This window comes from Actinotignum timonense (assembly GCF_900155575.1).
In the GTDB taxonomy this organism is placed as follows: Bacteria; Actinomycetota; Actinomycetes; order Actinomycetales; family Actinomycetaceae; genus Actinotignum; species Actinotignum timonense.
Genome location: NZ_LT706966.1, coordinates 960,249 through 986,321 on the forward strand (window position 1 = coordinate 960,249; position 26,073 = coordinate 986,321).

Here is a 26,073-nt window from a genome sequence, read left to right on the forward strand (position 1 = left end):
ATGCATATGGCCTGGATCGTGGTACGCCAATCCCTCAGCCGCACCAAAGGCCGCCTCGCCCTCATCACCGGCGCGGTCGCCTTCGGAACCGTCCTCCTGCTCGCCTTCGCGGCTTTCACCCACGCCACCCTGGATCGCACCGCCGAATCCTGGGAGGACACGCTGCACGATGCACCTTATGCTTCGGATCTGCCCGCAGCTGCGGCGTCGTCGCACATAAAAATGTATCGCCCCGGTATCGATGACCTTGCGGTGATCGGTGGGGCGCAGGTCGAGGTTGTGTATGTGGACGCGGCCGGGGTGAGCGATCCGGCGCAGCTGCACGGCATTACCTGGCCGGGCCGCGGCGAATATCTGCTCTCGCGCGGTGCCCGAACCCTGCTGGAGACCAGCGCGAATCCGGCGGTCGCCCACCGCTTCGGGCGCGTGGATCGGGGCACGCTGCCGCAAGAGCTCACCAACGGCCCGGACGACCTCCTCGCCGTGGTGGGCACCGATCTGAGCGAAGTGGAAGATGCCCGCAGCCTTGCGTCCTTCGAGCCGGCCGGCTCCAGCGGAAGCGACCCGAATTTCATTCTGCTGCTCATCGGGCTGGTGGTGCTGCTGTTCCCGGTGCTTTTCCTTATTTCCATTTCGGCGGCGCTCGGCAGTGCTCAGCGCGAACAGCGCTACGCCACCTTGCGCCTGGTGGGGGCTACCCGGCGGCAGGTGCGCGGGATTCTTATTCTTGAGGCCCTGGTGGGAGCGGCGGCCGGGTACGTGCTGGGCGCGGCGCTTTTCACGGTGGCGCGGCCGCTTCTCGCGGAGATTCCACTGGCGCGCGGGCGTTACTGGGCCGAGTCCCTCGCGGTCACGCCGCTGGCTTACGCGCTTGCCGCGCTCGCGATTATTGCGATGGTGGTGGGAGCGAATCTGTGGGGGCTGCGGCGCATCGATGCCACGCCTCTGGGGGTGGTACGACGCCGCCGCACTCTCACCCGCCCCTCTCCGATCAGTTTCGCCGGTATCGCGCTGGCCTGCGCGATCTTTGGCTATCTGTATGTCACCAGCGAGCCGGATAACGCCACCGGCACCGAACAAAATCTTTTCCTGATTGCGCTGGTTATCATGATGCTCGGCCTGGTGGTGGCGGCGCGCTGGTTGATCTACGTGCTGGCCGGTCTGAGTGCGCGCTGGGCGCGGCGGGCGCCCATGATTATTGGCCAAAAATACGTGCGGGCGCATTCGGGGCGGATTGCCCGCTCGGTTTCCGGGGTGATCCTCGCGCTTTTCGCCGGTACCTTCTTTATTACTACGGTTTCTGAAGTGGATTTCCTGGGCGCGCAGGTGCCGACCGTGGCGGAGAAGATGCCGAGCACCACCGCGGTGCTCGCGAACCTCAGCCCGGAGCAGGCCGAGGCCGCGGCCCGGGCGATTCCGGCGAATGTTCCGGGGGCGAGGGCCCTCACGGTGCCTTATCTCGCGCGGTCCTGGGTGGTGCTTCCCTGCGAGAGTGCCGCTCGCGCTGTGGGGCTCACGTGCCAGGGCAGTGGCGTGATCGGCGTGAATTTCTGGGATCTGGCGGATGCGCCGGGCGCCGTCGTCGAAGCTCCTGATGCCATGCAATTAGCCGAAACCGTGCAGGGAAGTTACAACGCGTATATTTCCGGGGAGGCGCGCGCGGTGCTGCTGGAGCTGCGCGAGCCGGGCGATATTGAGGCCGTGCGCACGGTCCTCATGAATGCGCAGCTCACCGAGCCAGGCGGCGTGTTTGTGTTCGCCGGTGGGCGCGGTATCGCGGTGGCGGTGGATAAGACCGTGGAGACGATGACGTACCTGGTCTACGCCGGAATTGCGCTGACCTTTGCGGTGGCGATTGTGTCGCTGCTGGTCTCGACGTACGCGGGGTTATTGGAACGACGCCGCTCTTTGCTGACTCTGCGCCTGAGCGGCATGCAGGTGCGCCAGCTGGCCGCCATGCTCGTGGTGGAGTCGGTGCTGCCGCTGGCGGTCATCGCCACGATCACAACGGCGGCCGGTTTCGGGGCGGGCTGGCTGCTCATGGAGATGCGTTCTGTTTCCCTGGATGCCTCTTTCTCTCCTGTGCTGCTGGTGGCTTTGCTGGCCGCGCTGGTGCTTTCCCTGCTCGCGGTCCTGGCGCTGGTGCCCGCGCTGCGCCGGGTCAGCGAGCCGGCCAATAACGCCCAGGAGTAGCGATCAGGAGTAGCGCGACGGGGTTGTAGGGGCTGAGGCATGAAGTGAAATTGTCATGCTAAGACGGCTTCGCGAATCAGTTCGGAGCGTGTAACATTGAGCTCCCGAGCGCGAGCATCAATGGCTTTAATTTCCTCTGGCGTGAAACGGACGGCAACCACCTGGCTGGGAACGGTGCCTCGCCCGGGGCGCCCCCGCCCCCGTTTGGTAAGAGTCTCGACATCGTAGCCGGCTTCCGCTTCGGCGGCCCATGCCTGTATTTGTTCTTCGGTAACCGGTATTCCCTTGATCGTTTCATCCATAGAATTATCGTATTACAAAAAGCGTTACCTGGCTATGCGCTCGCGGACTGCGACATGCCATTGTTTGCATAGATATTCCATGAAAAAATAAGCGCATGGAACCAATGAGTGCATTAGAGGTAGTGGGTTTTCCGGCAGATACTACCGAGCTGAAGAAGTGCTTGGATCTGAGCACCATGAAAATGTTGGCCGGTGATCCCTACTACGAATTCCTTGTTATTCACGATGACCCCTCGGGCGTATGCGTGGGATTCTTTAAAACTGCGGATGGTTTCTTCGCTGAAACAATGGCGCTTCTCGGTTCCGCTGGGCACGTGGTGAGTGCTTTCCAGTTGGCGCCGGGGCTTGCGCTCGTAGATGTATACGATCCGGCTTTCTTCGACGATCCAGGGATCTTCGATGATCCGGACTTCAACGAGGAAGATGCGGATAAGTGGCTCCTCACGCGCGTGCTCGTGTGTGTGGATGACCCCCACATGTATCCCATCCACCATTCCGTTCGCTATGCCTACAGCACCGGCGATCTGGCTCACTACACTAACTATCACTTAGCCGCTATTGGGGTGGCCCTCGAGGTATTTCCGACCCTTGAAGAGTGGGAGAAAGCTAAGGAATCCATCGGTGACGACAGCTTCACTTTCGGTCCGAAACTCATCATGAGTCCAGATCTTTTCGACCTATACGAGGGCGAGTGTGAGCCCGATGAAGCCAGTCCCAGTGCCCTCTTCACGGCAGTGTGTGAGAACGTTGAGATTGTCACGAATAGCCGTACAGGTAAAAAGTGGTACAGCATCGACGCTGATTGCGGCTTCCCCATCAAGCTGGCTCTCCCCATTGATATTGAGCCGGCACCGCAACCCGGTTCTATTGTCGATGGCGGTGTTCTTCTTACAGGCTCTACCGGCGCGGTCCGGGAGGATTACGAGGAGGAGTTGGACGACTAAGGGTATGAGTGGAGCCCCGCGAAGCTTCACATCACCCGCCGAAGCACCCCGCGCCCGGCTAGCGCCGTCGTGAAAAAAATAACTTTGCGGGCGGCGAAGAAGAGGACATCAGTCCCGCAAAGTTGTCTGACTTTTACTTTTTGCGTCGCACCGCGCGCGCGAGCCGCGATTTTCTGAGGAGTTTTCAGGGCTTTTCAGTGCGTTTTCCGCGCGTAAAACCGCAGGTAACGGGCAGAAAGTCCCGACTTTCCCCGCGCTCATTCCGCGGCGCGCCCGGTGCGAGCTGCGCTACAACGCAAGCATCTTTCATTCGCTAAGGTAAAGGCGCGAGCGACGATGGAGCCGGCAACCGGCATCACGGCTCGCACGGAAACGCGCGTGGTTCGTCAAGAGCCGGCGTTCTCCCGCACGGCGGGCCTCCCGCAGCGCGGGGCAACGCTATATGCCGAAGGTGACACAGGCGCGGATCCATCGGGAGAAAGCGAACTATGGCTACCACTCAGCAAATTGGTGACCGCACCGACGTTGGTGACATGATCGATCGCTTGGCATCGCAGGCAATATCCGCCCTCGAAGAATTCGATGCCTTCGATCAAGAAAAGATTAATGCGATTGTGCACGCGATGGCCCTTGCCGGGGTTGATCAGCACATGGTGCTCGCCAAGGCCGCCATTGAAGAAACTGGCCGCGGCCTCTACGAAGATAAGTGCATCAAGAATCTTTTCGCCACGGAATACATCTGGAACTCCATCAAGTATGACCGCACCGTGGGAATTATTCGCCAGGATAAGCAAAAGGGCATTATCGAAATTGCCGAGCCCGTGGGCGTGATCGCCGGAGTGACCCCGGTGACCAACCCGACGTCCACCACGATGTTCAAGTGCATCATCTCGATTATGACCCGCAACCCGATTATTTTTGCGTTCCATCCCAGTGCGCAAAAGTCTTCGGCGCTGGCCGCGCAGGTCATGCTGGACGCCGCGATTGCCGCCGGCGCCCCCGAACACTGCATCCAGTGGATCGAAACTCCCTCCCTGGAAGCCACGAAGACCCTGCTCAACCACGATTCCATCTCCCTGGCCCTCGCCACCGGGGGAGCGGGCATGGTGGCCTCCGCCTACTCCACCGGCAAGCCGGCCCTGGGCGTGGGTCCGGGCAATGCCCCGGTGTACGTGCACAAGACCGCCAAGATCAAGCGCACCGTTAATGACCTCATCCTCTCGAAGACTTTCGATAACGGCATGATCTGCGCTTCCGAACAGTCCCTCGTGATCGATGCCTCGATCCGCGAAGAACTGCTCGCCGAATTCGAGCGCATGGGCTGCCATATTGTCACCCCGGAGGAAAAGAAGAAGCTTGCTAAGTTCATGGTCAAGGCGGATGGCACCATCAGCGCCGACGTTGTGGGTATGAACGCGGACCGCATCGCCGAAGGTGCGGGCATTGACGTTCCCACCGGAACGAAGATCCTCCTTGTTGAGCTGGAGGGCCTGGGCCCCGAAGAACCCTTCTCGCGTGAGAAGTTGTGCCCGGTGCTCGGCTACACCACCGTGGAAGGCGATGCCGAAGGCTTCGACGTGGCCGAAAAGCTGCTGCGTTTCGGCGGCCTGGGCCACACCGCGGTGATCCACACGGAAGATAAGGACGTGGCGCGCGAATACGGCCTGCGTATGAAGGCCTGCCGCATTATCGTCAACGCTCCTTCCGCGCTGGGTGGCATCGGCGACGTTTACAACGGCCTCATCCCCTCCATGACGCTCGGGTGCGGTTCCTACGGGCGGAATTCCGTCTCGCATAACGTCAGCGCCGTCGACCTCATTAATATCAAGCGAATTGCGGAAAGGCGTAACAATATGCAGTGGTTCAAGGTTCCGCCGAAGACGTACTTCGAGCGGTACTCCACGCAGTACCTGCAGAAGATGCCCGCGATCTCGCGTGTCTTCATCGTCACCGACCCGGGCATGGTCATGAACGGCTACGTGGACGTTATTATCGATCACCTCAAGGCCCGCCGGGACGACGTCGCCTGGAACATCTTCCAGGACGTGGAACCCAACCCTTCCTCGACCACGGTGTTCCGCGGGGCGAAACTCATGGAAGAATTCCAGCCCGATTGCATTATCGCCCTGGGCGGCGGTTCCCCCATGGACGCCGCGAAGGCCATGTGGCTCTTCTACGAACATCCCGAATCCTCGTACTTCGGCATGAAGCAGAAGTTCATGGATATTCGCAAGCGCACCTACCGCTTCCCGAAGCTGGGGCGCAAGGCGCAGTTCGTGGCCATCCCGACCACCTCGGGTACCGGTTCGGAATGTACGCCTTTCGCGGTGATTACCGACGCCGAAACCCACGTCAAGTACCCCTTCGCCGATTACGCGATTACCCCGAATGTGGCGATTGTGGATGCGCAGTACGTGGATTCGGTGCCCGCGCGCACCGCCGCCGATTCCGGTATGGACGCGCTCACGCACGCGATTGAATCGTACGTGTCCACGATGGCCAGCGATTACACCCGCGGCCTGTCCATTCGCGCCGCCCAGCTCATCTTCGCCAACCTGCGCAAGTCCGTGCTGGATGGCGATATGGAAGCGAAGGAAAAGGTCCACAACGCTTCGGCTATGGCCGGTATGGCCTTCGCGAACGCGTTCCTGGGCATTGTGCACTCGCTCTCGCACAAGGTTGGCGGTGAATTCGATATTGCGCACGGTCGCACCAACGCGATCTTCCTGCCGCATGTTATTCGCTACAACGCCACCAAGCCCTACAAGCACTCCATCTTCCCGGCCTACGAGCACTACCGCGCCGACGAAGACCTCGCGGAATTCGCGCGGTACATGGGCTTCCCGGCCTCGACCACCGAAGAGGGCGTGCAATCCCTCATCGACGAGGTCACTAAGCTCGCCGAGGATCTCGGTATCGAGATGAGCCTCAAGGCCAACGGGGTGACCTGGGAAGCGCTCGAGCCCAAGCTCGACTGGCTGGCCGACCGCGCCCTGGAAGACCAGTGCACCCCGGCCAACCCGAAGGCCCCGCTCGTCTCCGAGCTGCGCACCCTCATCGTGGACGCCTTCGAAGGCGAAGTGGGCTACACCGCCTCGCGCGGCGTGGATGTGCTCGCTGACCTCGGCACCGGTGAGGCGGCCCGCCGCCGCGCGGCGAAGGCACGCAAGGGTGACTCCTCGCGGCCCTCGGCCTCGCAATCGGCCACGAACGCCCAGGTGGAGATCTACGATCACAAGGCCAAGGCCAGCCTCGAGCACGCCGAAGCCGATCAGGATGATCCGGCCGCCGAAGAGCTCGTCGATACCCAGCTCGAGGGCGCCTCGCCCGCTTCCGCAAAGGCTTCCGGGAAGGGCGCCAAGGCGGAAAAGAAGAACGACGGCGCAGCTGAAGGCGCGGCGAACTAAGCCGGCAGAGCCAGCCTGGCAGGTGGCGGGCGCCGGGGACACGCAGTCCGGCGCCCGCCGCGCTAGGCCTCAAGGCTCGCCCGTGGCGAGCTTCCANGCACGCCGAAGCCGATCAGGATGATCCGGCCGCCGAAGAGCTCGTCGATACCCAGCTCGAGGGCGCCTCGCCCGCTTCCGCAAAGGCTTCCGGGAAGGGCGCCAAGGCGGAAAAGAAGAACGACGGCGCAGCTGAAGGCGCGGCGAACTAAGCCGGCAGAGCCAGCCTGGCAGGTGGCGGGCGCCGGGGACACGCAGTCCGGCGCCCGCCGCGCTAGGCCTCAAGGCTCGCCCGTGGCGAGCTTCCATCGGTAGAGTGGGTAAGGTGAAGAAGAAACTACTGACTGTGGCGGGCGCACTGCTGTGCTCCCTGGCCCTGGCCTCGTGTTCCTCGTCCCCTTCGGATAACCCCAGTTCCGACCCGAGCTCCTCGGGCCCCGGATCCTGCTCGGTGGAATCGAACGCGCCGGGCTGCTAAGTGGCCGTTTCGCAGCTGTCAATCGGCTGCTAAACCGCTGGTGGCCCAGCCCTGCGCACGCGGCCGGCAGTGATGCCGGGCGCGGGCGCACGGCGTCGTCGTTCCCCTTTAAGTTCTAGGCAAAGGGCGTGGTAACCCGCGCCGCGACATGAAAGAATAACAATATGACCTACACACTGGTATTGCTCCGCCACGGTGAGAGCGATTGGAACGCAAAGAACCTGTTCACCGGTTGGGTTGATGTGCCGCTCTCGGAAAAGGGGCGCGCGGAAGCCGCTCACGGCGGCAAGCTCCTCAAGGAGAACAACATCCTCCCCGACCTCCTCTTTACTTCGCTGCTCCGGCGCGCGATCACCACGGCGAATATTGCCCTGGATGAATGCGATCGCCACTGGATTCCGGTGCAGCGTTCCTGGCACCTCAACGAACGCCACTACGGTGCGCTGCAGGGCAAGAACAAGAAGGAAATCCGCGACGAATACGGCGAAGAGCAGTTCATGCAGTGGCGCCGCTCCTACGATGTTCCGCCGCCGGCCATTGAGCTCGGTTCGGAATGGTCGCAGGATCAGGATCCCCGCTACGCCGGTGAGCCGATCCCGCGCTCGGAATGCCTCAAGGATGTGCTGGCGCGCGCGCTGCCCTACTGGGAATCCGATATCGTCCCCGCTATCAAGACCGGCAAGACCGTCATGATCGCGGCGCACGGCAATTCGCTGCGCGGCATCGTCAAGTACCTTGATGACATCTCCGATGATGACATCGTGGGCGTGAACATCCCCACCGGCATTCCGCTGGTCTACGAGCTTGATGAGGAAACCCTCAAGCCCGTGAAGAAGGGTGGCACCTACCTCGATCCCGAAGCGCAGAAGAAGATCGCGGAAGTTGCCAACCAGGGCAAGTAATTCGCGTCATGCGCACGTAATTTGCAGCTGCTAGCGCTGAGCTAGGCAAGCTAGGTAGCAGGGCTCCGGTCAGACCGGGGCCCTGTTGCTGTTAACTCAGTCACGGCAGCGCGGCCGGGACTTGTCCATCCCCGCCCCACCCCCTACCATTGAGCTGGTAATGATAACGGTTATCGTTACGGCTTGTGAGCGGCTCGGCCGCTGCCTGGGAAGCGCCCGGCCTGAAAGCCGAGCGCAGCGCCGCCGCCCGGCGGCCTGGATTCACGTATCCGGAGGTGTGTGTCCGAGCATGATGAAGCTGCTACCCGCCATCGCGTCCATCTTCGCGATGGTCTGCCCTGCCGGTATCCCTTCCGGTGGGAGCCAGGAAGCGCTGACGGGTAGTGTTTCGGCCGCGGGAGTGAGGACCCGCGCCGAAACTGGCGATCGGAATTCCGATGCGCCACGGGTTGTCGCCTCCACTCCGATACTCGCGGACCTCGCCCAGAATGTTCTGGGCGAGCGGGGTGAGGTGACTTCCCTCGTGCCGCCCGGGGCAGACCCGCATTCTTTTGAACCGTCACTACGGTCCTTGCGGGAACTGGCCCGGGCGGACATCGTCTTCTCCAACCAATTGCTGCTGGAGGACCAAGCGCTGCTCGCCACCATGGATGCTACCAGGCGCCCCGGCGTAAAAAACGTCGGTTTGGGTGAGGCGGCCGTCGCGTACGGCGCACGCCACATCGCACTCGTTGAAGACGCAGCCCTCAGTACCGTGTGGCTCGGTTTCCGTGCCGGCGCACCCGTTGCGGCACAATCACGGGAGGGGAACGACGACGCCGCCCCTTCCGCCCCCACCACTTCGGCTCCCAGTGTTTCGCTGCGCGCGGTCTCGGTCACCGGCCCGGGCACCCTCGCCGCTTTCACCACCGGAACGTTCGGGCGACCCAAGGTCTATATTGATTCCTCGCGCGAGGATCTCGGCCATGTGGATCTTCCCGCCCAGGCCCACACCCATATGTCTTGGGCTTTTTCCGCCCCCGGCATCTACGAATTGCGCATGCGCGCCGAAGTGCAGGAGAACGGGGAGAGCCGCAGCCTCGGGGAGGGCACGGTGGTCTTTGCCGTTGGGGTAGACCCGGCCAGCACCGGGCGGACCCGGGTGATCGATGCCGGCCACGTGGATATCACCATGGCCGATAGCGGCGCCATTACCCTGCGCGGGGAAATCGAATCGGCCCGCACCACCGAAGTTTCCCCGGATAGCGCGGTTGTGGCGGTGCCCCATACCGTGGCCACCCAGATTCCCGGCGATCCCGCCTGGCGTTTCCTAGGGCGGGCCGGGGATACCAGCTGGGTGCTGGCCCAGGCGGTGCTCGGCGAACACGTGCACGGCGATGTGGATCCGCACCTGTGGCTGGATGCCTCGAACGCCATCGCCTATGTGGAAACCATCGCGGCCGAGCTCAGTGCCCTTGATCCGCAGGGAGCGCCCACCTACGCGGCCAATGCGCAGGCGTATATTGCCAGATTGCGAGGCGTGGATGAGTGGCTGCGCGGCGTCGTCGCCTCTATTCCGGCGCGGCAACGCAAGCTCGTAACCGCGCATGACGGCTTCGGCTATTTGGCGCGTGCCTACGGCCTGGACACGGTCGGTTTCGTCACCCCGAATCCGGCGCTGGAGCCTTCCGCGCGCCAGCTCGCCAATCTCACCCATACGCTCCTGGACCTGCGCGTTCCCGCGGTATTCGGGGAGCCGACCACGGCCTCGCACGCGGGGGAGTTGCGGGCCGTGGCGGGCGCGGCGGGTGTGGCGGTCTGCCAGCTCTATTCTGATTCTTTCGACGGCGCCGCCACCACCTACGAAGCCATGATGATCGCCAATGGCCGCGCCTTGAAAAGCTGCCTCGATCCGGGCGCGCTGCCGGCCTGGCCTCCCGACTACCAGGTCCCGCGGCTGCCCCTGCCTACCGCGCCCGATACGCACGCGGACCCGGGCGCTGCGCCGCAATCTGATTCGCAAGCCGCGCCGCCCGCCGCTCAGCTTCCCGCTACCGAACCCACGAAGGACAACTCATGACTCGATTCTCTACCGCGCACNGGTTCGTGACCTCGCGGTTGTGCTCGGGGGAGTGCGGGTGCTGCGCGATGTCAATCTCGAGGTGGAAGCCGGCGAGCTCGTTGGCCTCATCGGCCCGAATGGTGCCGGGAAAACCACCCTCATGCGCAGCATTATGGGTCTGCTCACCCCGGCAGCCGGCACGGTCGAGGTGCGCGGGGAGCGGGTCCGGCCCGGCCGCCCGCACCGCGCCATCGGCTACGTGCCACAGTCCCGCGCCACCCAATGGGGCTACCCCATGAGCGTGGAGGAACTGGTGGCCACCGGGCTGGAACGCCGCGGGTTGCTCGCCCGGGCGCGCCTCGGGCGTAGCGCGTGGGAAAAAGTCTATGCGGCGCTCGATAGGGTCGATTTATTCGAGATGCGCCGTCGTCCCATCGGGCAGCTATCCGGCGGGCAGCAACAGCGCATCCTCATCGCGCGCGCCCTCGTGCGCGACCCGGCCATCCTCCTCCTGGACGAACCCTTCACCGGGCTCGACCACCCCACCCAGGATTCCCTGGCCGATCTTTTCCTCTCGCTGCGCGCCGGCGGGGCCGGAATCATTATGTCCACCCACGACCTCACCCAGGCCGTCGATATTTCCACCCGCGTGGCCCTCCTCAACCGCACAATTATCGCGGCCGGTCCGCCCGCCGATATCCTCCGCGCCGACCTGTGGATGGAAACTTTCCAGGTGCGGGCTTCCTCGCCGCTGCTGCGCGTCCTCGGAATGGTGAAAGCATGAGTTTCTTTGATTTCCTGGCCGACCTGTCCAATCCGGTACTCGGCTTCCTCCCGCGCGCGTTGCTGGTCGCCATGCTCTCCGCGGTGGTGTGCGGGGCGGTGGGCGTACACGTGGTGCTGCGCGGCATGTCCTTCCTGGGGGATGCCCTCGCCCACGCCGTTTTCCCCGGCATCGTTATCGCATTTGCGCTCCAGGGGTCCATTCTGGTGGGCGGAGCGGTCGCGGGCGGCGTCGTCGCCCTTCTTATCGCGCTCGCCTCGCAAAACCGCAACCTGCGCGAAGACTCCATTATCGGCATCTTTATGGCCGCGGCTTTCGCCTTCGGCGTGGCGCTGATCGCGCGCATCCCCGGCTACACCGGTTCCCTCGAATCCTTCCTCTTCGGGTCGCTCACCGGCGTGGATAGTTCCGACGTGCTCACCTCCGCGGTGGTGGCCGCGGCCGTGCTACTTTTCCTGGCCGTGCTCCACCCGGCGCTGCTCTCCGTGAGCGTGGACCGCGATTTCGCGCGCGCCACCGGCACCCGCGTGCTGCTCGTGGACGTGTGCCTCTACCTCACCGTGGCGCTCGCGGTGGTGATTTCCGTGCAATCCATCGGCAATATTTTGGTGCTGGCCCTGCTCGTCACCCCGGCCGCCACCGCGCGCCTCCTCACCGACCGCGTGGGCACGATGATGCTCCTCGCCCCGCTCCTCGGGTGCGCGAGTGCTTTCGTGGGGGTGTGGCTGTCCTGGGCGGCGGATATTCCGGCGGGTGCGGCCATTGTTCTTGTCACGACGGCGCTCTTCGCCCTCGTGTGGTTGAGTGTTCCGGTGCGCGGGAAACTAGTGCGGGCCCGTACCGCACGCGTCAGCGACCGCGTGTAGTACAGGCCCGAACGACGGCGCCGCGGCCGGCCGCGGGAGCCTAGCTGGCTAGTGAGCTGAGCTGGCTCGCGAAGCTGGCCGGTGCGGCGAGGCGGCGATTAGTCTTCCATATCCCCGGCGGAGAAACCTTCGGGGAAGTCGCCACCGAGCATTTCTTCTTCGGTGCCGGGGGTGGATTCCACATCCACGCGCAGGCCGGTGACCAGGAAGTGCATGCGGCGCGCCACGGTCACCCCGTGATCCCCGTAGCGTTCCAGGAAGCGACCCAGCAGCACCACGTCCACGATTTCCTGGTGGCTCATGCCGTTATCTTCATCGAGCACCAGCTGGAAGGACTGGCGGTGCAGATCGTCAAGAACCTCATCGCGTTCATCGATTTCATCGGCGATGGCGAGGTCCTGCTTGCGCACCAGCTCTTCCACCTGGCGGCCCACCCGCACTGCCTCATCAGCCATGCGTACCAGCAGGTCGTAGCCGGGGCCACCCACCACGCGCTCGGGGAAACGCCCGCGCGCGATATAGGCAACGTGGCGGGCCAGATCGCCCATGCGCTCCAGGGTGATGGCGATGCGCATGGCGGTCACCACGGTCCGCAAATCCGAGGCGACCGGCGCCTGGCGCGCCAGCAGCGAAATAGCCATATCCTCAATCTGACGCTGCAGCTCATCAATATTCGCATCGGCATCGATAACCGATTCCGCCAGGGCCAGGTTGGCGTTCCGCAGCGAATCTGCGGCGTGTTCCATCGCCCGAGCGGCGCTGCGAGCCTGCTTGGCAAGCGTTTCCTCGAGCGTCTTCATTTCGTTGCGGAATTCTTGACGCATTAAAGCTCCTCATGTCTGTGCGCCCGCGGGCGCGTTCGTAGCGCACGGCGGCGCACCACAGGTTTCATTTCAGCAGTACGGGGTTAACACTAGCGGCATATTGCGTAAACAGTAGGTAAATAGCGGGGTTTCGGGGCTGTGGGGCGTGCCAGGCTCCGCTCGGACAGGCTAGTCTGGAACCATGGTAGAAGGAATCGCTGTTCTTGCTGCGGTGTGCGGAGGCATCGCCGTGGGCATTATCGCCTCCCTGGCTTTCGCCTATTCGCAGCGTTCCCTGCGCCCGCTGCGGGTGACCACCACGGTGGAGCCGGTGGAGGATGCCGTGAAAGTCCTCGAGGCGATTCCGCAGTTCTTTGTGCTGGTGTCCGCGCTTGATGTGGTGGAACGCGCTTCCACCCAGGCCTATAGTTTTGGGCTGGTACGTGATGATCGCCTGGTGCGCCCGGAATTCATCCAGCTGGTGGCGCGGGTGCGCGATACCGGGGAAGTACTCTCCCGCCCGCTTTCCATTAAGCGCTCCACGCTGAAAAACCAGAGCGATACCCGCTTGATGGTCTACGCGGCGCCGCTATCCGGCGGGCGGGTGCTCGTGCTTTTCGAGGACAATACCGAGAAGCTCAAGCTGGAGGAAACCCGGCGGGATTTCGTGGCCAATGTATCCCACGAGCTAAAAACCCCGGTGGGGGCGATTTCTTTGCTGGTGGAAACCCTGGAAAGCGCGGCGGATGACCCGCAGGCGGTGCGGCATTTCACCGCCCAGCTGGATACCGAAGTGGTGCGCCTGCGCGGCCTGGTTCAGGATATTATCGAGCTTTCGCGCCTCCAAGAAGGCAATGCGCTGACCACCACGGAGCTCGTGGATGTTGATGCGGTGGTGGCCGAATCGGTTGCGCGGATGGATGTGGAAGCCGCCAATCGCGGGGTGAAAATTGTGAGCGGCGGGCAGCCGGGCCTCGCGGTGTATGGCGATAGGCGCATGCTCGCCACCGCGATCCGCAATCTTTTGGATAATGCGGTGCGCTACACCCGGCCGCACGGGCGGGTCTCGATAGCAACATCGCTGGCGGATGGGCAGGTGCTTATTTCCGTCGTCGACCAAGGTGAAGGAATTGAGGCGGCGCAACGCGAGCGTATTTTTGAACGGTTCTACCGCGGGGATGCCGCCCGGGACCGCAATTCCGGGGGCTCCGGGATCGGCCTTGCTATCGTCAAGCACGTGGTCCAGGACCACGGCGGGCGGATCAAATTGTGGAGCAAGGTAGGCCAGGGTTCCACCTTCACCATCTGCCTACCCGAGCCATATATTCCTGACTCTGCTGCTGGTTCTGAGCTGGCCGGTAGCGCTGCGTTGGCCGGGGATTCTGCGCTGGCTCCTAGTCTTGAAACCGATCTGCTCGAGCATTCGGAGAGGAAGTAACGAAACACCATGACCACGATTCTTGTTGTTGATGACGAACCGACCTACCGCGATACCCTCGCATTCAACCTGGGCCGGGACGGTTACGAGGTGGTCACCGCCGCGGACGGCACCGCGGCCCTCGAACAATTCCGGGTGGCGCGCCCCGATGTGGTGCTTCTTGACCTCATGCTCCCGGGGATGTCCGGGGAGGAAATATGCCGCCGGATTCGGGCCACCTCCGATGTGCCCATCATTATGCTCACCGCCAAGGATTCTGAAATCGATAAGGTGGTCGGCTTGGAAGTCGGCGCGGATGATTACGTGACCAAGCCGTATTCCTACCGGGAACTGGTGGCGCGGGTGCGGGCGGTGCTGCGCCGGGCCAGCACCGGGGCCGCCGACGACGTGGACGAAGATGTGCTGCGGGTGGGCCGGGTCGAAATGGATACCGATAAGCACGAAGTCTACGTGGGCGGGGAACTCATCAGCATGCCGCTGCGGGAATTCGAACTCCTCGAACTCTTCTTGCGTAACCCGGACCGGGTGCTCACCCGCCCCCAGATCCTCGACCGTATCTGGGGCCTGGACTATATGGGTGACACCAAGACCCTGGATGTGCACGTCAAGCGGATTCGCTCGAAGATCGAAGTGGATCCCTCCGCGCCCACCGCGCTGGTGACGGTGCGCGGGCTCGGCTACAAGCTGGTTTCTGAGTAGTCGCGGCCTGGGCGCGAGCGCGGGCGGCTGCCCGCGTTCCCGCATGCGGAGTGAGCGTGCGGTCGGTCTTCCTGCAAACTTGGGCGGCCTGCCTGCCTGCGAACTTGTGGCCCGCACCTCAGCGCTTTGTGGCTTGCAGCGCAAAAAAGATCAGAGACTACACCGTCAATGGTAAAATGTCTATCGGATATGCGCATATTGCGCGAACGCGCAGCGGAGAAAGGGTTCTGATTCAATGCCGTTCAAGGTCGGAGAAACCGTTATTTACCCGCATCACGGGGCAGCGGAAATTACTGATATTTCAGACAAGATTATCAGGGGTGAAAAGCGCACCTACCTCACGCTTAACGTCATGCAGGGCGATATGGTCATTCAGGTTCCGGCCGAATCCATTGAGGAAGTTGGGGTCCGTGATGTCTCCAACGAAGATCAGCTTGAAGTGGTGTTCCGGGTCCTGCGCGAACAGGATGTGGAAGAACCTTCCAATTGGAGCCGGCGGTTCAAGGCGAATACCGAAAAGCTCACCTCGGGGGATGTTAATAAGGTAGCCGAAGTGGTGCGTGACCTGACCCGCCGGGATACCGACCGCCACCTTTCGGCGGGGGAGAAGCGGATGCTCCAGCGCGCCCGCCAGATCCTCTGCTCGGAAATTGCCCTCGCCCGCGAATTGAGCGAAGAAGAAGCCGGTGAACTCCTCGATGAGATCCTGGCCGAAGGTAACGAAGGCCGGGAAAGTAGCTCAGAAGAAGGCGCCGCGGCTTCCGCCTAGTTCGCCTCAGGCGCGTGGCGTTTTCGTTTTTTACGGCGCACGCTCGTTTTGAAGCACAGGCACGTTTTGAGATCCGTGTGAACGAAGCGGTCCGGGAATTCTCCCGGGCCGCTTCACGCATTAAGGTTCGACGACGCTGCCAGAGTTAGCGCCGCCCGGCGCGCAGCGAACCGTAGAAAGCGGCCAGCCCCACCGCGAGCACCGCGATAATCCCGAGGATGCCGTAGTGGGCCGCGGCGTCGCCGCTTACCCCCGCCAGCGAGCCGAAGCTCATAATCGCAGCCGAATAGAGGGCCGGAGTGAGGAAAGAAACCGCGCGGCCGGTGGTGGCATAGAGGCCAAAAAGCTCGCCGCTATTCTCCCGGCCGGCACGCCGCGCCAGGTAGGTACGCGAAGAACTCTGGACCGGCCCCACGAAAATGCACAGCAGGGAGCCAAAGACCCAGAAGAGGGATTTCCCGGCGTCGTGCATAAAGAACAACACACAGCCGCACGCGATCATCAAAGTGAGCGACATCAAAATAACGCGGCGCGCACCGATAATATCTTCCAACCACCCGAACGCAATGGTCGCAACCCCCGCGATCACGTTCGCCGCGATGCCGAAAATCATGACTTCCCCGGGCGTGAAACCGAAAACGCGAGCCGCGAGCACCCCGCCGAAGGCGAAGACGCCGGCCAGGCCGTCGCGGTAAATCGCGGAAGAAATGAGGAACCAGAACGTGGAGCGATCCGCGCGCCACAGCCGCGCAATAGAGCGGAAAATCGCCCGGTAGGCGGCGATGATGCCGCGGGATTGTTCCCCGCGCGGGGCTTCGTCGCGGGACAGCACCATGAGCGGGGCGGAAAAAACGAGCGTCCACAGCGCGCACGCGATCATGCATACGCGGATGTTCATGCCGTTCGCGCTCGTCACCCCGAACCAACCGGTATCCGGGCTGATGAAACCAATAAAAAGGATGAGGAGCAGCACGATACCGCCCACGTAACCCATGCCCCAACCGAAACCGGAGATGCGGCCCAGGGTGGCCGGCGTGGAAATATCGGTGACCATCGCGTTGTAGACCACCGAACCGATCTCGAAAACAATATTGCCCACGGCCAGCAGCACCACCCCGAGCCACAGGTAAGAAGGCGAAGGCGCCACCAGGAACAGCAGCGCCATGCACACAATCGTGACGAAGGTGGTGAGGGTGAGGAGGGAATTTTTCTTCCCCGAGCGGTCCGCCCATTGCTCCACCGCAGGCGCGATAAGCGCCACGAGCAGCCCGGCCAGCGCCAGGCCCCAGCCGATCAAAGCATTGGCTTGGGTCCCGAAGAATTTTTCGTTGGACAGATACGGGGTGAAAACGAAAGTCGTGACGACGGCGTTAAAAGCTGCCGAACCCCAATCCCACAGCGCCCACGGGAGCACGCGGCGGTTGAAAAGAACGGAACGCGCGGGCGGCGTGGCCGGCGTGCTGGCCGGTTGCGTGGCCGGCGGCATGCTCGCGCCCGGCGTTGCGGAAGTGTTGTGCATGGCTTCATCGTAGGCGAGGAGGGTAACGAGGCGTTGAACGGCGCTCGCGGGGGAGTGGTGCGGGAATAGGTACGACGGCGCAGCTTCGGTCACGGCGCAGTTGCGCCGTCTCGGTACACCAGCAGAGGAAGGGCGCTGCCTGGCCGGCAGGGAGCGGGTAAACTGACTACGTGAGCTTCAAGATCTATGATTCGTCAGCCCGTGCCGTCCGGGATTTCGTTCCCCTGGAACCCGGGAAGGTCAGTGTGTACCTGTGCGGCGCTACGGTGCAGGGGTCCCCGCATATCGGGCATATTCGCTCCGCCCTGGCCTTCGATGTGCTGGTGCGGTGGCTGCGCCGCTGCGGCAATGAGGTGCGCCTGGTGCGTAACGTCACCGATATTGACGATAAGATCCTCGATAAATCGGCGCAAGCCGGTGCCCCGTGGTGGGCCTGGGCCTACCGTTTCGAAAAGGAATTCAGCGCCGCCTACCGCACCCTCGGCATCCTGGATCCCACGTACGAACCGCGCGCTACCGGGCACATCCCGCAGATGATCACGCTTATTCAGGAGATTATCGACGCCGGCCACGCCTATGTGGGCAAGCCCGGCAATGTGTATTTCGACGTCGCATCGCTACCCGATTACGGTTCCCTCACCCGCCAAAAGCTCGAAAATATGGTGGTGGATGAGGAAGGCGGGGAAGCCGATAAGCGCAATCCGCATGACTTCGCGCTGTGGAAGGCCCCCAAGCCGGGTGAACCGGAAAGCGCGGCCTGGGATACTCCCTGGGGGCGCGGGCGGCCGGGCTGGCACCTGGAGTGCACCGCGATGTCCACCCACTACCTGGGTAAGGAATTTGATATTCACGGTGGCGGGATCGATTTGCGCTTCCCGCACCATGAAAATGAGCAGGCGCAGGCCCACGCTGCCGGGCGGAATTTCGCGCGGTACTGGATGCATAACGCCTGGGTGACCGTTAATGGCGAAAAAATAAGTAAGTCGCTGGGGAATGTCGTCTCGTTGGAGGATGTTACCGCGCAGGTATCCCCGGCGGTGGTGCGTTTCGCGCTGGGAACGGTGCATTACCGCTCCACCGTGGATTACTCGCCGCAAAGCCTGGCGGAAGCCGGGGCGGTGTGGGAGCGCCTGGCTGGATTCGTGGAACGCTCGGTGGCTGCCACTGAAGAAGTACCGGCGGAAGAAATCGCGGCGGTGGGTCCGGCGGATCTACCCGAAGCATTCGTGCGGGCTCTCGATGATGACCTCAATGTCTCGAGTGGGCTGGCCGCGATCCATGAGGAGGTGCGCCGCGGGAACGCCGCGCTCGCGGAACGGGACAGCGCCGGAGTGCGCGCCGCCCAGGTGCGGGTGCGGGCCATGCTCGATGTGCTCGGCCTGGATCCCCTGGCTGCCCCCTGGCGTAATTCCAGTGGCGCTGATAAAGCAACCGCGCGGGCGCTGGGCGCCGTCGTCGATACTATGCTGGCGGAACGCGCGGCCGCGCGCGCCGCGAAAGACTGGGCCCGGGCCGATGCGCTCCGCGATGCTTTGCACGTGGCCGGCATCGCGGTGGAAGATTCGGCGGACGGCGCGCACTGGCACCTAGAAAACGCGCAAAAAACCGCCACCGCGGCGAAAGTGCCCGCGGCAGGCGCAGGCGTGCCCGCTAGCGAAACCGGGCAACCCGCCACCGCAACAGCAGAGCTCGCCACCGGCGCGGAAGAAAAGTAGGAGAAATATGGGAGACGGACGCACCCGGCGCCCCAAGGGCAAGAAGCGCGCTACGGTCGGCTCGGGCGGGAATAACCGCCGGCGCCTGGAAGGCAAAGGCCCCACCCCGAAAGCGGAGGAACGGGTCTACCACAAGGCCTATAAAGAAAAGCAGGTGCGCGATGCCCGCAAGGCGCAAGCCGAGGCGCGCGAGCGTTCCAGCTTCAAGCTGCGCCGCGATCTGCACACGGCGCCCGGCCACGAACTTATTTGCGGGCGTAACCCGGTGCGCGAAGCGGTACGGGCCGGCGTGCCCCTGACCAGGGTCTTTATGCAGACTTCCGCGGTGGGCGATGAGCGCCTGGCGGAGCTGGTGGCGCAGGCAACCGCGCTGGGCGCCCCGCTGGTGGAAGTTTCCCACGGGGAGCTTGACCGCATGACGGATAACGCCGTGCACCAGGGCGTGGCCATCGAAGTGCCGCCCTACGAGTACGCGGATGCCATTGAGGAAGCGCACGCGGCTCTGGAGCGCCACGAAGCGGGCGGCCCGCTGCCGCTTTTCGTGGCTCTCGACTCGGTGACCGACCCGCATAATCTGGGGGCGGTGTTGCGCAGCGCGGCGGCGTTCAACGCGGACGCGGTCATCGTGCCGGAGCGTCGCGCGGCCGGGGTGAACGCCACGGTGTGGAAGGTGTCGGCCGGGGCGGTGTCCATTGTGCCGACCGCGCGGGTCACGAACCTTGCTTCCACGCTCGATGAGCTGAAGAAAATGGGCTATTTCGTGGTCGGTTTGGACGGCGGCGGCTCCACCACGGTGGAGAACCTCAGCCTGGCCGATACCCCGCTGGTGCTGGTGACCGGCTCGGAAGGGCGCGGGCTGGCGCGGCTCATTCGCGATAAATGCGATGTGATTGCCTCGATTCCGATTGCCGCGCGCATGGAATCGCTCAACGCCGCGGTCGCCACGGGGATTTCGCTCTACCAGGTTGATCGGATCCGGGCACGGATGAACGGAGGGGACAATGTATCAGTGGAGGCCGGTTCGCGGTGAGGTACAGCGGCTCGACCAGAGCCTGACCAGCCCCGCCCAGCTCGAGGAATTCTTCGCGCGCGAAGGCGTGGTGGTCCGCGGGGATCACGACGGTGATATTTTCCGTTTCGAAATCGCGGTGACCGGCAAGCGGCGCCGCGTCGCCACGATCCGGAGCGTGCTGGAAGCGGCTGAATCGAATGGGCCTAGCGGCACATCGGCGCCGGCTGGCGAGGAAAACGCGGTGCCTTCCGGAAGCGGTGAAGAATCCGAGGCCGGTGCGGATGCCGATACCGGCGCGAGCGCTCGGGAGGAAGAACCCGGCATCGTGCCCGGCCTCAACCTCGTGGATTTCGCCCAAAAAATGGATCACGAACTGCGCAAAATCCACATTGAGGTGGATGGATACGTGGTGTACCCGAATATTGATTTGGGTGAAGTGGATGTCACGGAGGCGGATCTCGCGTACGCGGATGCGCACCTTCAGCACGACGACGCCGCCGCTCACGCGGCGGAACCGGCCGCGGCGAACCCGATAGTGGAGGAAACTCAGGCTTTCGCTCCGGTTTCCGATTCCCCGCTGCTGCCCGGTGATGAAGGTAAAATCCCGACCATGCACAACGGGCCCATGGTGGCTATTTCCGATGTGCCTTTCGCGCGGGTGCCGGGCCTGGCGGCTCGCATCAAAAAACCGGTGGCTGTTTTCGCGCACGGGAACGCCAATGTCATGGTGGCGGATGTGCCCCTGGCTCGCGATGCGGAAATCGGGCGGCGGCCCGGGTTCGTGATTGTGCTTTCCACCGCGGGGGCGGCGCCCAGCTGGCGCAACCCGGTTTTGGTCATCCGGCAGAACTCCGGGATCACCTACTGGAAGTGGCTGGATACCCTCCAGGATCTTCCGCACGTGGAAGCCAATAGTGCCGCCGCGGCTTTCTCCCGGGAAGAACTGGGAGCAGGGGCGCGGGTGCGGCGTATTCTCGATGATTTCCCGGAGGTGGATGCCGGGGATCTCACCGAGGCGCTCACCGCCCCGGTATCCGAAGCGGTGCCGCGCTTCCTTGAGGTGTTGGGCCTGCCGGCAGCGGTGGGTGAAGTGCTGCGCGGGGCGCGGGAAGCCGCGGATATTCCGGCGGATATTCCGGAAGCGACCGTCTTCACCCCGCAGGCTTTCCCGGAACGCATGAAAGCCTCCCTGGCCTATGAGGTATCCGGTTACGGTTCGGCCCCGGCCGGAATGTGGAAGGTGTACCGGCGCCTCTACCTGGATCATCCGCGGCTGCTGGAGATTATTTCTTCCGCGCAGGCCGGGCTGGGCTTGGCGATGGTTATCGCCGGGGCGAGGCGCTGGAATAAACGCGGGTATCGCGCGCTGACCATCGCGGGCGGGGCGCTGGGCGCTAATGCCCTGGTGCGCATTCTTACCACCCAATGGCTCAACGCCGCATTGGAGGCCGAAGGTTTGAACCCGGGGCCGGCGAAACGCACATCCGAACCGTCCGAACCGTCCGAGCCGTTCGAGGAGAGCGCTCATGAGTGAGAACACCCAGGTAGAAGGCTTCCTCGAAGCTTTTTGGGCCCGCGCGGTCACGCGCGGGAAAATCAACCCGCTTGAGGTCATCACCGGTGGTGAATCAATTTCCGCTTTCCGGCCCCCGGCATTTAGCTTCGGTTTGACCTCCGAAGAGGCCACCGAGATTGCTGAACTTATCGTGGCGGGGAGGAAAACTGCGACGTCGAGCTGGGCGGATAGCTACCGCGCCGAAGATGTGCCGCTCCCCGAAAAAGGCGATTTGGCGATTGTGCTGGATGGGGAAGAACGCCCGCGTGCCCTTATCCGCACCGATAGCGTGGAGGTCATGCCCTTTACAGAGGTCAGCGCGCAGATCGCGCAGGCTGAAGGCGAAGGTGATTGCAGCTTGGAGAGCTGGCGCGCCGCCCACACGGAATTCTTCCGGGCAGAAGCGGCAGCGGCCGGGCTGGAATTCGATCCGGCCGGGGATGTGGTGGTGGAGCGCTTCACCGTGCTCTACTCGGACCGCGATGATCACCTCGGGCCCGGCGCGGTGGCCGGCAACTAAGCTAGCTGCCTACTTCCGCGCTTCGCTTACCGGCACGCAATTGCCCGGGGAAGTAAGCTGCCCATCGGTGAGCTGAGCGGCAGCATCTTCCGGGTTGCGCAGTGCATCGAATTTCTCACCCAGGATCACCGTGACCGTTTGGCCCGTGGTGTCATTAGAGAATCCCACCACCGAATCAGGAATGAAGGTTGCCAGGGTGTAGGCAGCGGCCAGGCCATCGGGTCCGGCCTGCACAATCGCACCGTATTTATCTACACCGGCTGGCCAGTTCGCCGTCGTCCCTACCGTGACGCCCATTTCCGCGAGGTTATGCGCAACCTCCGCCGCAAGGCCGCTCGACGACGTTGAGTTATACACATTCGCGTTAATTTTCGAGAGCTCCAGCGGCGCGGTGGGGCCGCTCAGGCAGGGGATGGTGACCTCATCGGGATCCGGGTCGGCCGCGAATTCCTTATTGATCGGGGAGGGGATGATGCCGAGCCAGATGAGCAGGCAGAGGGCAAAAACAAGTGCGAGCGCCCCGGACACGATGCTGAACACCACGGTCTGGCGCTGCTGGATCTTACGACGGTAGGCCTCGCGGGGCCCAAGATGCTGCTGGGTCACGGGTTTAACGCTAGTTCACCGGCCCCGAAAAAGCAGCTGCGCGCGCTGGGAGATAGCCCGCACTGTTCGCCGACTCCGGAGGTGTGACACATCCCATGTCACCTTGTTTACGTAGAGTTTACCTAGTTTTTGAGCGGTAGCGGCGTCGTCGTCCCTGTGAAGCGAGCCGCGCGGGACTTGCACCGTCCGTAAAAAGCCATACACTAATTCAGGTTCAAACGAGTGTGGGCGGGCCGGTCGCCACGCGGTATCCCGGTCGCGCCACTGCGAGATTGCGAACCCATTCCTTCTATGCGCGGGTAAGCCCGCGCGAAGAGCAACGAGGAGAGCATTCATGGCACAAGTATGGAAACTTCACGGCGACGGTGTGCGCATCGCGCCGGGTGAGGTGGTTCAACCGGACGAACGGCTGGGGTGGCCAGCCACAATCGGCATTGGAATGCAGCACGTTGTTGCAATGTTTGGCGCAACGTTCCTCGTTCCCTTACTAACGGGTTTCGATCCTTCGACGACATTGTTCTTCACGGGATGCGGAACCCTTCTTTTTATCCTTATTACCGCCGGAAAATTGCCCAGTTACCTGGGCTCTTCTTTTGCCCTCATTGCGCCTATCGGCGCGGTGACCGGCTACACCCAGGGCGGTGGCCCCATCGATTCGCACGGGATGGCGCTCGCGCAGGGTGGCATTATTTCGACGGGCGCGGCCCTGCTGCTGGTCGGCCTGATCGTGATGGTCTTCGGCGCGGGGTGGATCGATAAGCTCATGCCCCCGGTGGTGACCGGCACAATTGTGGCGCTCATCGGCTTCAACCTGGCCCCCGCGGCCTGGAATAACGTCAAGGCCGCGCCGGTGACCGCGGTGGTGACCATCGTGGCGGTGCTCGCGGTCACGGTCCTCTTCAAGGGAATTATCGGGCGCCTGTCCATTTTGATCGGTGTGATTATCGGTTATGTATGCGCCTGCATCCGCGGCGAAGTGGACTTCAGCGCGATTGGCGACGCCAGCTGGGTGGGTATCCCCACTTTCCACGCCCCGGCTTTCGATGTATCCACCCTCGGGCTGTTCGTCCCGGTGGTGCTGGTGCTGATCGCGGAAAACGTGGGGCATGTGAAGTCGGTTTCCGCGATGACCGGGCGCAATCTGGACGGCGTGACCGGCCGGGCGCTGTTCGCCGACGGCCTGTCCACGGTCTTCGCCGGCGCGGGCGGCGGCTCGGGTACCACGACGTACGCGGAAAACATCGGCGTGATGGCCGCGACCCGCGTCTACTCGACCGCGGCCTACATCGTGGCGGCGGTCACGGCCCTGGTGCTGTCCATGTTCCCGAAGTTCGGCGTGGTTGTTGCGACGATTCCTCCCGGAGTGCTGGGCGGCGCGGCCACGATCCTCTACGGCATGATCGGCATGCTCGGGGTGCGTATCTGGGTGCAGAACCGCGTGGACTTCTCCGACCCGGTCAACCTCAATACCGCCGCGGTGGCGATGGTGGTGGCGATCGCGAATTACACCTGGACGGTGGGGGATATGGTCTTCGAGGGGATCGCGCTCGGTTCCTTCGGTGCCATTATCATCTACCACTGCATGCGCGCGGTTTCGCGCCTGCGCGGTACGTCTCTTGAACCGGCGACGCCGGCCTCGGCCCCCGCGGGTGCGGAACTTGCGGAAGGTCACCTGGAGCGGTCCTGGGATGTTCAGCCTGATGGGAAGCTGGCGCGCACGCCGGCGAGCCAGCGGGTGCAGAGCGCGCCGGACCTTGCGGAGCTCGCGGAAATCGCGGGGATTGCGGAACTTGCGGAAGGCGCGACGCACGCGGGCGGTGCCGGGCTTCCGGAGCGCGCGGGCGGTGCCGCAGGTGCGGATCACGCGAGCGGCGCGGATGCTTCGCGCGAGGCTTCGCACGGTGCGGACGGAACGCACGCCAGCAATTAGCCGCACCTTGTAGTACGACGGCGCAGCTAAGCGCCCCGGACTCGAGCGAATGATGTGGCGATTCGGAGCGGGGCTGGACGGGGATTCGGCTGAGACCGGACCGGAACCTGGTCGGGACTGGACCGGTATCTGGATCGGAACCTGGCTGGAACTCGGCCGGGCTTGACCGGAACTCTGCTGAGGACTGCGCCGGCCTCAAAAAATAAATGGATGCACGCGGGGCGGGAAGCCGAAGAAGCTTCCCGCCCCGCGGCGGTTATGGATAAGCATCGCACAACACGCTACTCAAAGCGTGGGTCTCCTGTGAGATTTCGTGGTTCCTAGGCTGTTTGTAGGATCTTGGAAATGCGGCCGGGTGAGAGCTCCATAATCTCTGCAACTTCACGGACGGTCATACCCGAAGATCGCAAGCTGGTAGCGGCTTCTCGTGTAGCTTGCGATGCACGTGACTGAAGTTCGTGAGCTTGCCGGGATAGTTTCTTGGCCCGAGCAATAGTTTCGGCGGTTGAGCCAACGTCTATGACTAAATCGAATCCGCGGTTTTCAACATTAAGAAGATTGAGCGCATCGGCGACGATATCGCTAATTTCGTTGAGTCTGCGGGCTTGGGAATGGTAAATTTCCCCGTTTACTGTAAGTTCGAGCCCCCACCATCCGTGGTCGCGGAAGGCTCTCACGTGCGTCCTGCTCATAGTCCTAGTCCTTTCCTGAACTTACGGATTGTGCCCTTTGCGGTTTCCTCTGGAATGTCGCGGTGGCGCCCCACGATGTTGCTTACGTTGCCGATGGTAACGCGCGTGTGGCAAGTGCCTTCGGTGGTTACGAGCGTGTGGCCGGTCTGTTTCGCGATTGTCTTGAGCTCGTTCAAGGGGTGGGCCCGTTTCGTAGCGGATAGTGTACCCCTGTAAACATGCCGCGTCTACATGGGTAAACAGATCGGGTTTTTCCTTCCGTTCGACACCCGCTGGCGGCCGGGAAGATCGGAATGTTTAGAATCTTGACCAGTTAGTGTTTAGTGGCTAAATTTGTAGATGTAAAGGCAGGAGAAATCAACAAACGCATCGAAATGTCGGCGACGGTCGAAAAGTAATTTGCGCCAATACTCGGGGAAGGATGGCTAACGAAATGAAAACCTACCGCGTGACTGTAACCAGGGAAGATGGTGACTGGCTTGGTCAGTGTGTCGAGTATCCCGGAGCACTCGACTTTGCTCCCACCCTTAAAAAGCTCTGCAAAGGAATGACTGACGCAATTATCCTCTCTGCGGATCTACCAGACGACGCCACGTTCAACATCCAGCTAGAAGCTGGCGAAGGCTTAAGCCCGGAAATTGGAACGGCATTCGCAATCGCTAAGAAGCGACTCGAACTCCAAGAAGAAAAGGCCCGTTTGCAAGAAGCGACCTTGCGCTCGATTCATGCTTTGCGGGAGGAGGGGTACTCTACGCGGGATATCGCATCCGCTCTCGGCATTACTGCGGGGCGTGTCAGCCAGCTTGCCGCCTAGCTTTGGGGGTACTACTTCGTACCCCGAACGTGTACCCCCGAATGTACC

The 26,073-nt window shown here is 62.9% G+C and carries 22 protein-coding genes; 17 read left to right on the forward strand and 5 right to left on the reverse strand.

Annotated elements, in window-relative coordinates:
* Window positions 1-2,193 carry an FtsX-like permease family protein gene (locus CZ322_RS04025; protein ID WP_087070318.1) on the forward strand — a complete coding sequence of 731 codons (2,193 nt, stop codon included), beginning with the start codon at window positions 1-3 and terminating at the stop codon, window positions 2,191-2,193.
* Between the two features lie 53 nt (window positions 2,194-2,246).
* Here the strand turns inward: CZ322_RS04025 and CZ322_RS04030 are convergent, their stop codons facing one another.
* On the reverse strand, window positions 2,247-2,495 hold the full coding sequence (locus tag CZ322_RS04030) for a ribbon-helix-helix domain-containing protein (RefSeq protein ID WP_087070319.1): 249 nt from the start codon (window positions 2,493-2,495) through the stop codon (window positions 2,247-2,249).
* Between the two features lie 95 nt (window positions 2,496-2,590).
* Here CZ322_RS04030 and CZ322_RS04035 point away from each other — a divergent pair, with 95 nt between their 5' ends.
* From CZ322_RS04035 to CZ322_RS04060, 7 genes are all read left to right on the forward strand, one after another.
* Window positions 2,591-3,439 carry a hypothetical protein gene (locus CZ322_RS04035; protein WP_101657643.1) on the forward strand — a complete coding sequence of 283 codons (849 nt, stop codon included), beginning with the start codon at window positions 2,591-2,593 and terminating at the stop codon, window positions 3,437-3,439.
* Window positions 3,440-3,927: 488 nt separating this feature from the next.
* The gene (gene adhE / locus CZ322_RS04040) at window positions 3,928-6,846 is read left to right on the forward strand and encodes a bifunctional acetaldehyde-CoA/alcohol dehydrogenase (protein WP_087070321.1); all 2,919 of its coding nucleotides are present in this window, start codon (window positions 3,928-3,930) and stop codon (window positions 6,844-6,846) included.
* Between the two features lie 361 nt (window positions 6,847-7,207).
* A complete protein-coding gene (locus CZ322_RS09985; protein ID WP_154653577.1) occupies window positions 7,208-7,360 on the forward strand; it encodes a hypothetical protein in 153 nt (50 codons plus the stop codon).
* Window positions 7,361-7,524: 164 nt separating this feature from the next.
* Window positions 7,525-8,262, forward strand: coding sequence for a phosphoglyceromutase (locus tag CZ322_RS04045; protein WP_016443345.1), 738 nt, complete (start codon window positions 7,525-7,527; stop codon window positions 8,260-8,262).
* Window positions 8,263-8,551: 289 nt separating this feature from the next.
* Window positions 8,552-10,321, forward strand: coding sequence for an anchored repeat ABC transporter, substrate-binding protein (locus CZ322_RS04050; protein WP_234984453.1), 1,770 nt, complete (start codon window positions 8,552-8,554; stop codon window positions 10,319-10,321).
* A gap of 40 nt (window positions 10,322-10,361) precedes the next feature.
* Complete coding sequence (locus CZ322_RS04055) at window positions 10,362-11,087, forward strand: anchored repeat-type ABC transporter ATP-binding subunit (RefSeq protein WP_234984454.1); 726 nt, start codon at window positions 10,362-10,364, stop codon at window positions 11,085-11,087.
* Window positions 11,084-11,953, forward strand: coding sequence for an anchored repeat-type ABC transporter permease subunit (locus CZ322_RS04060; RefSeq protein ID WP_087070323.1), 870 nt, complete (start codon window positions 11,084-11,086; stop codon window positions 11,951-11,953). The genes CZ322_RS04055 and CZ322_RS04060 overlap by 4 nt, the downstream gene beginning before the upstream one ends.
* 98 nt (window positions 11,954-12,051) lie before the next feature.
* Here CZ322_RS04060 and phoU read toward each other — a convergent pair whose 3' ends face one another.
* Entirely contained in the window at window positions 12,052-12,777 is a 726-nt protein-coding gene (gene phoU, locus CZ322_RS04065) for a phosphate signaling complex protein PhoU (RefSeq protein WP_087070324.1), read from the reverse strand.
* 181 nt (window positions 12,778-12,958) lie between these two features.
* Between phoU and CZ322_RS04070 the strand changes: the two genes are divergently transcribed.
* The 3 genes from CZ322_RS04070 (at window position 12,959) to CZ322_RS04080 (ending at window position 15,662) form a co-directional block, all read left to right on the forward strand.
* Window positions 12,959-14,194, forward strand: a complete 1,236-nt coding sequence (locus CZ322_RS04070; RefSeq protein ID WP_087070325.1) for a sensor histidine kinase — start codon at window positions 12,959-12,961, stop codon at window positions 14,192-14,194.
* 9 nt (window positions 14,195-14,203) lie between these two features.
* Entirely contained in the window at window positions 14,204-14,893 is a 690-nt protein-coding gene (locus CZ322_RS04075) for a response regulator transcription factor (protein WP_026429031.1), read from the forward strand.
* A 235-nt stretch (window positions 14,894-15,128) separates the two neighbouring features.
* Window positions 15,129-15,662: a CarD family transcriptional regulator gene (locus tag CZ322_RS04080; RefSeq protein ID WP_016443353.1), complete on the forward strand. Its 534-nt coding sequence runs from the start codon at window positions 15,129-15,131 to the stop codon at window positions 15,660-15,662.
* A gap of 145 nt (window positions 15,663-15,807) precedes the next feature.
* Here the strand turns inward: CZ322_RS04080 and CZ322_RS04085 are convergent, their stop codons facing one another.
* Complete coding sequence (locus CZ322_RS04085) at window positions 15,808-17,181, reverse strand: MFS transporter (protein WP_234984455.1); 1,374 nt, start codon at window positions 17,179-17,181, stop codon at window positions 15,808-15,810.
* A 170-nt stretch (window positions 17,182-17,351) separates the two neighbouring features.
* On the opposite strand from CZ322_RS04085, the gene cysS reads away from it, so the two are divergent.
* The 4 genes from cysS to CZ322_RS04105 are packed head-to-tail and all read left to right on the forward strand — an operon-like array spanning window position 17,352 to window position 21,983.
* Entirely contained in the window at window positions 17,352-18,896 is a 1,545-nt protein-coding gene (gene cysS / locus CZ322_RS04090; RefSeq protein ID WP_234984456.1) for a cysteine--tRNA ligase, read from the forward strand.
* Window positions 18,897-18,903: 7 nt separating this feature from the next.
* Entirely contained in the window at window positions 18,904-19,926 is a 1,023-nt protein-coding gene (gene rlmB, locus CZ322_RS04095; protein WP_087070327.1) for a 23S rRNA (guanosine(2251)-2'-O)-methyltransferase RlmB, read from the forward strand.
* Window positions 19,898-21,442 carry a hypothetical protein gene (locus tag CZ322_RS04100; RefSeq protein ID WP_087070328.1) on the forward strand — a complete coding sequence of 515 codons (1,545 nt, stop codon included), beginning with the start codon at window positions 19,898-19,900 and terminating at the stop codon, window positions 21,440-21,442. The genes rlmB and CZ322_RS04100 overlap by 29 nt, the downstream gene beginning before the upstream one ends.
* The gene (locus CZ322_RS04105) at window positions 21,435-21,983 is read left to right on the forward strand and encodes an ASCH domain-containing protein (RefSeq protein ID WP_087070329.1); all 549 of its coding nucleotides are present in this window, start codon (window positions 21,435-21,437) and stop codon (window positions 21,981-21,983) included. The genes CZ322_RS04100 and CZ322_RS04105 overlap by 8 nt, the downstream gene beginning before the upstream one ends.
* Window positions 21,984-21,992: 9 nt before the next feature.
* Here the strand turns inward: CZ322_RS04105 and CZ322_RS04110 are convergent, their stop codons facing one another.
* Window positions 21,993-22,589 carry a LytR C-terminal domain-containing protein gene (locus tag CZ322_RS04110; protein ID WP_087070330.1) on the reverse strand — a complete coding sequence of 199 codons (597 nt, stop codon included), beginning with the start codon at window positions 22,587-22,589 and terminating at the stop codon, window positions 21,993-21,995.
* Between the two features lie 334 nt (window positions 22,590-22,923).
* On the opposite strand from CZ322_RS04110, the gene CZ322_RS04115 reads away from it, so the two are divergent.
* Window positions 22,924-24,519: a uracil-xanthine permease family protein gene (locus CZ322_RS04115; protein ID WP_087070331.1), complete on the forward strand. Its 1,596-nt coding sequence runs from the start codon at window positions 22,924-22,926 to the stop codon at window positions 24,517-24,519.
* A 320-nt stretch (window positions 24,520-24,839) separates the two neighbouring features.
* On the opposite strand, the gene CZ322_RS09855 is transcribed toward CZ322_RS04115, so the two are convergent.
* Window positions 24,840-25,211: a hypothetical protein gene (locus CZ322_RS09855; protein WP_101595674.1), complete on the reverse strand. Its 372-nt coding sequence runs from the start codon at window positions 25,209-25,211 to the stop codon at window positions 24,840-24,842.
* A 421-nt stretch (window positions 25,212-25,632) separates the two neighbouring features.
* Here CZ322_RS09855 and CZ322_RS04120 point away from each other — a divergent pair, with 421 nt between their 5' ends.
* Window positions 25,633-26,025 carry a hypothetical protein gene (locus tag CZ322_RS04120; protein WP_143231840.1) on the forward strand — a complete coding sequence of 131 codons (393 nt, stop codon included), beginning with the start codon at window positions 25,633-25,635 and terminating at the stop codon, window positions 26,023-26,025.
* Window positions 26,026-26,073 lie beyond the last annotated feature (48 nt).

What these genes read in the sequence shown, in the direction of transcription:
- CZ322_RS04025 (WP_087070318.1), top strand. Translation starts at nt 1, where the DNA reads ATGCATATGGCCTGGATCGTGGTACGCCAATCCCTCAGCCGCACCAAA.
- CZ322_RS04030 (WP_087070319.1), bottom strand. Translation starts at nt 2,495, where the DNA reads ATGGATGAAACGATCAAGGGAATACCGGTTACCGAAGAACAAATACAG.
- CZ322_RS04035 (WP_101657643.1), top strand. Translation starts at nt 2,591, where the DNA reads ATGGAACCAATGAGTGCATTAGAGGTAGTGGGTTTTCCGGCAGATACT.
- adhE (WP_087070321.1), top strand. Translation starts at nt 3,928, where the DNA reads ATGGCTACCACTCAGCAAATTGGTGACCGCACCGACGTTGGTGACATG.
- CZ322_RS04045 (WP_016443345.1), top strand. Translation starts at nt 7,525, where the DNA reads ATGACCTACACACTGGTATTGCTCCGCCACGGTGAGAGCGATTGGAAC.
- CZ322_RS04050 (WP_234984453.1), top strand. Translation starts at nt 8,552, where the DNA reads ATGATGAAGCTGCTACCCGCCATCGCGTCCATCTTCGCGATGGTCTGC.
- CZ322_RS04060 (WP_087070323.1), top strand. Translation starts at nt 11,084, where the DNA reads ATGAGTTTCTTTGATTTCCTGGCCGACCTGTCCAATCCGGTACTCGGC.
- phoU (WP_087070324.1), bottom strand. Translation starts at nt 12,777, where the DNA reads ATGCGTCAAGAATTCCGCAACGAAATGAAGACGCTCGAGGAAACGCTT.
- CZ322_RS04070 (WP_087070325.1), top strand. Translation starts at nt 12,959, where the DNA reads ATGGTAGAAGGAATCGCTGTTCTTGCTGCGGTGTGCGGAGGCATCGCC.
- CZ322_RS04075 (WP_026429031.1), top strand. Translation starts at nt 14,204, where the DNA reads ATGACCACGATTCTTGTTGTTGATGACGAACCGACCTACCGCGATACC.
- CZ322_RS04080 (WP_016443353.1), top strand. Translation starts at nt 15,129, where the DNA reads ATGCCGTTCAAGGTCGGAGAAACCGTTATTTACCCGCATCACGGGGCA.
- CZ322_RS04085 (WP_234984455.1), bottom strand. Translation starts at nt 17,181, where the DNA reads ATGCACAACACTTCCGCAACGCCGGGCGCGAGCATGCCGCCGGCCACG.
- rlmB (WP_087070327.1), top strand. Translation starts at nt 18,904, where the DNA reads ATGGGAGACGGACGCACCCGGCGCCCCAAGGGCAAGAAGCGCGCTACG.
- CZ322_RS04100 (WP_087070328.1), top strand. Translation starts at nt 19,898, where the DNA reads ATGTATCAGTGGAGGCCGGTTCGCGGTGAGGTACAGCGGCTCGACCAG.
- CZ322_RS04105 (WP_087070329.1), top strand. Translation starts at nt 21,435, where the DNA reads ATGAGTGAGAACACCCAGGTAGAAGGCTTCCTCGAAGCTTTTTGGGCC.
- CZ322_RS04115 (WP_087070331.1), top strand. Translation starts at nt 22,924, where the DNA reads ATGGCACAAGTATGGAAACTTCACGGCGACGGTGTGCGCATCGCGCCG.
- CZ322_RS09855 (WP_101595674.1), bottom strand. Translation starts at nt 25,211, where the DNA reads ATGAGCAGGACGCACGTGAGAGCCTTCCGCGACCACGGATGGTGGGGG.
- CZ322_RS04120 (WP_143231840.1), top strand. Translation starts at nt 25,633, where the DNA reads ATGGCTAACGAAATGAAAACCTACCGCGTGACTGTAACCAGGGAAGAT.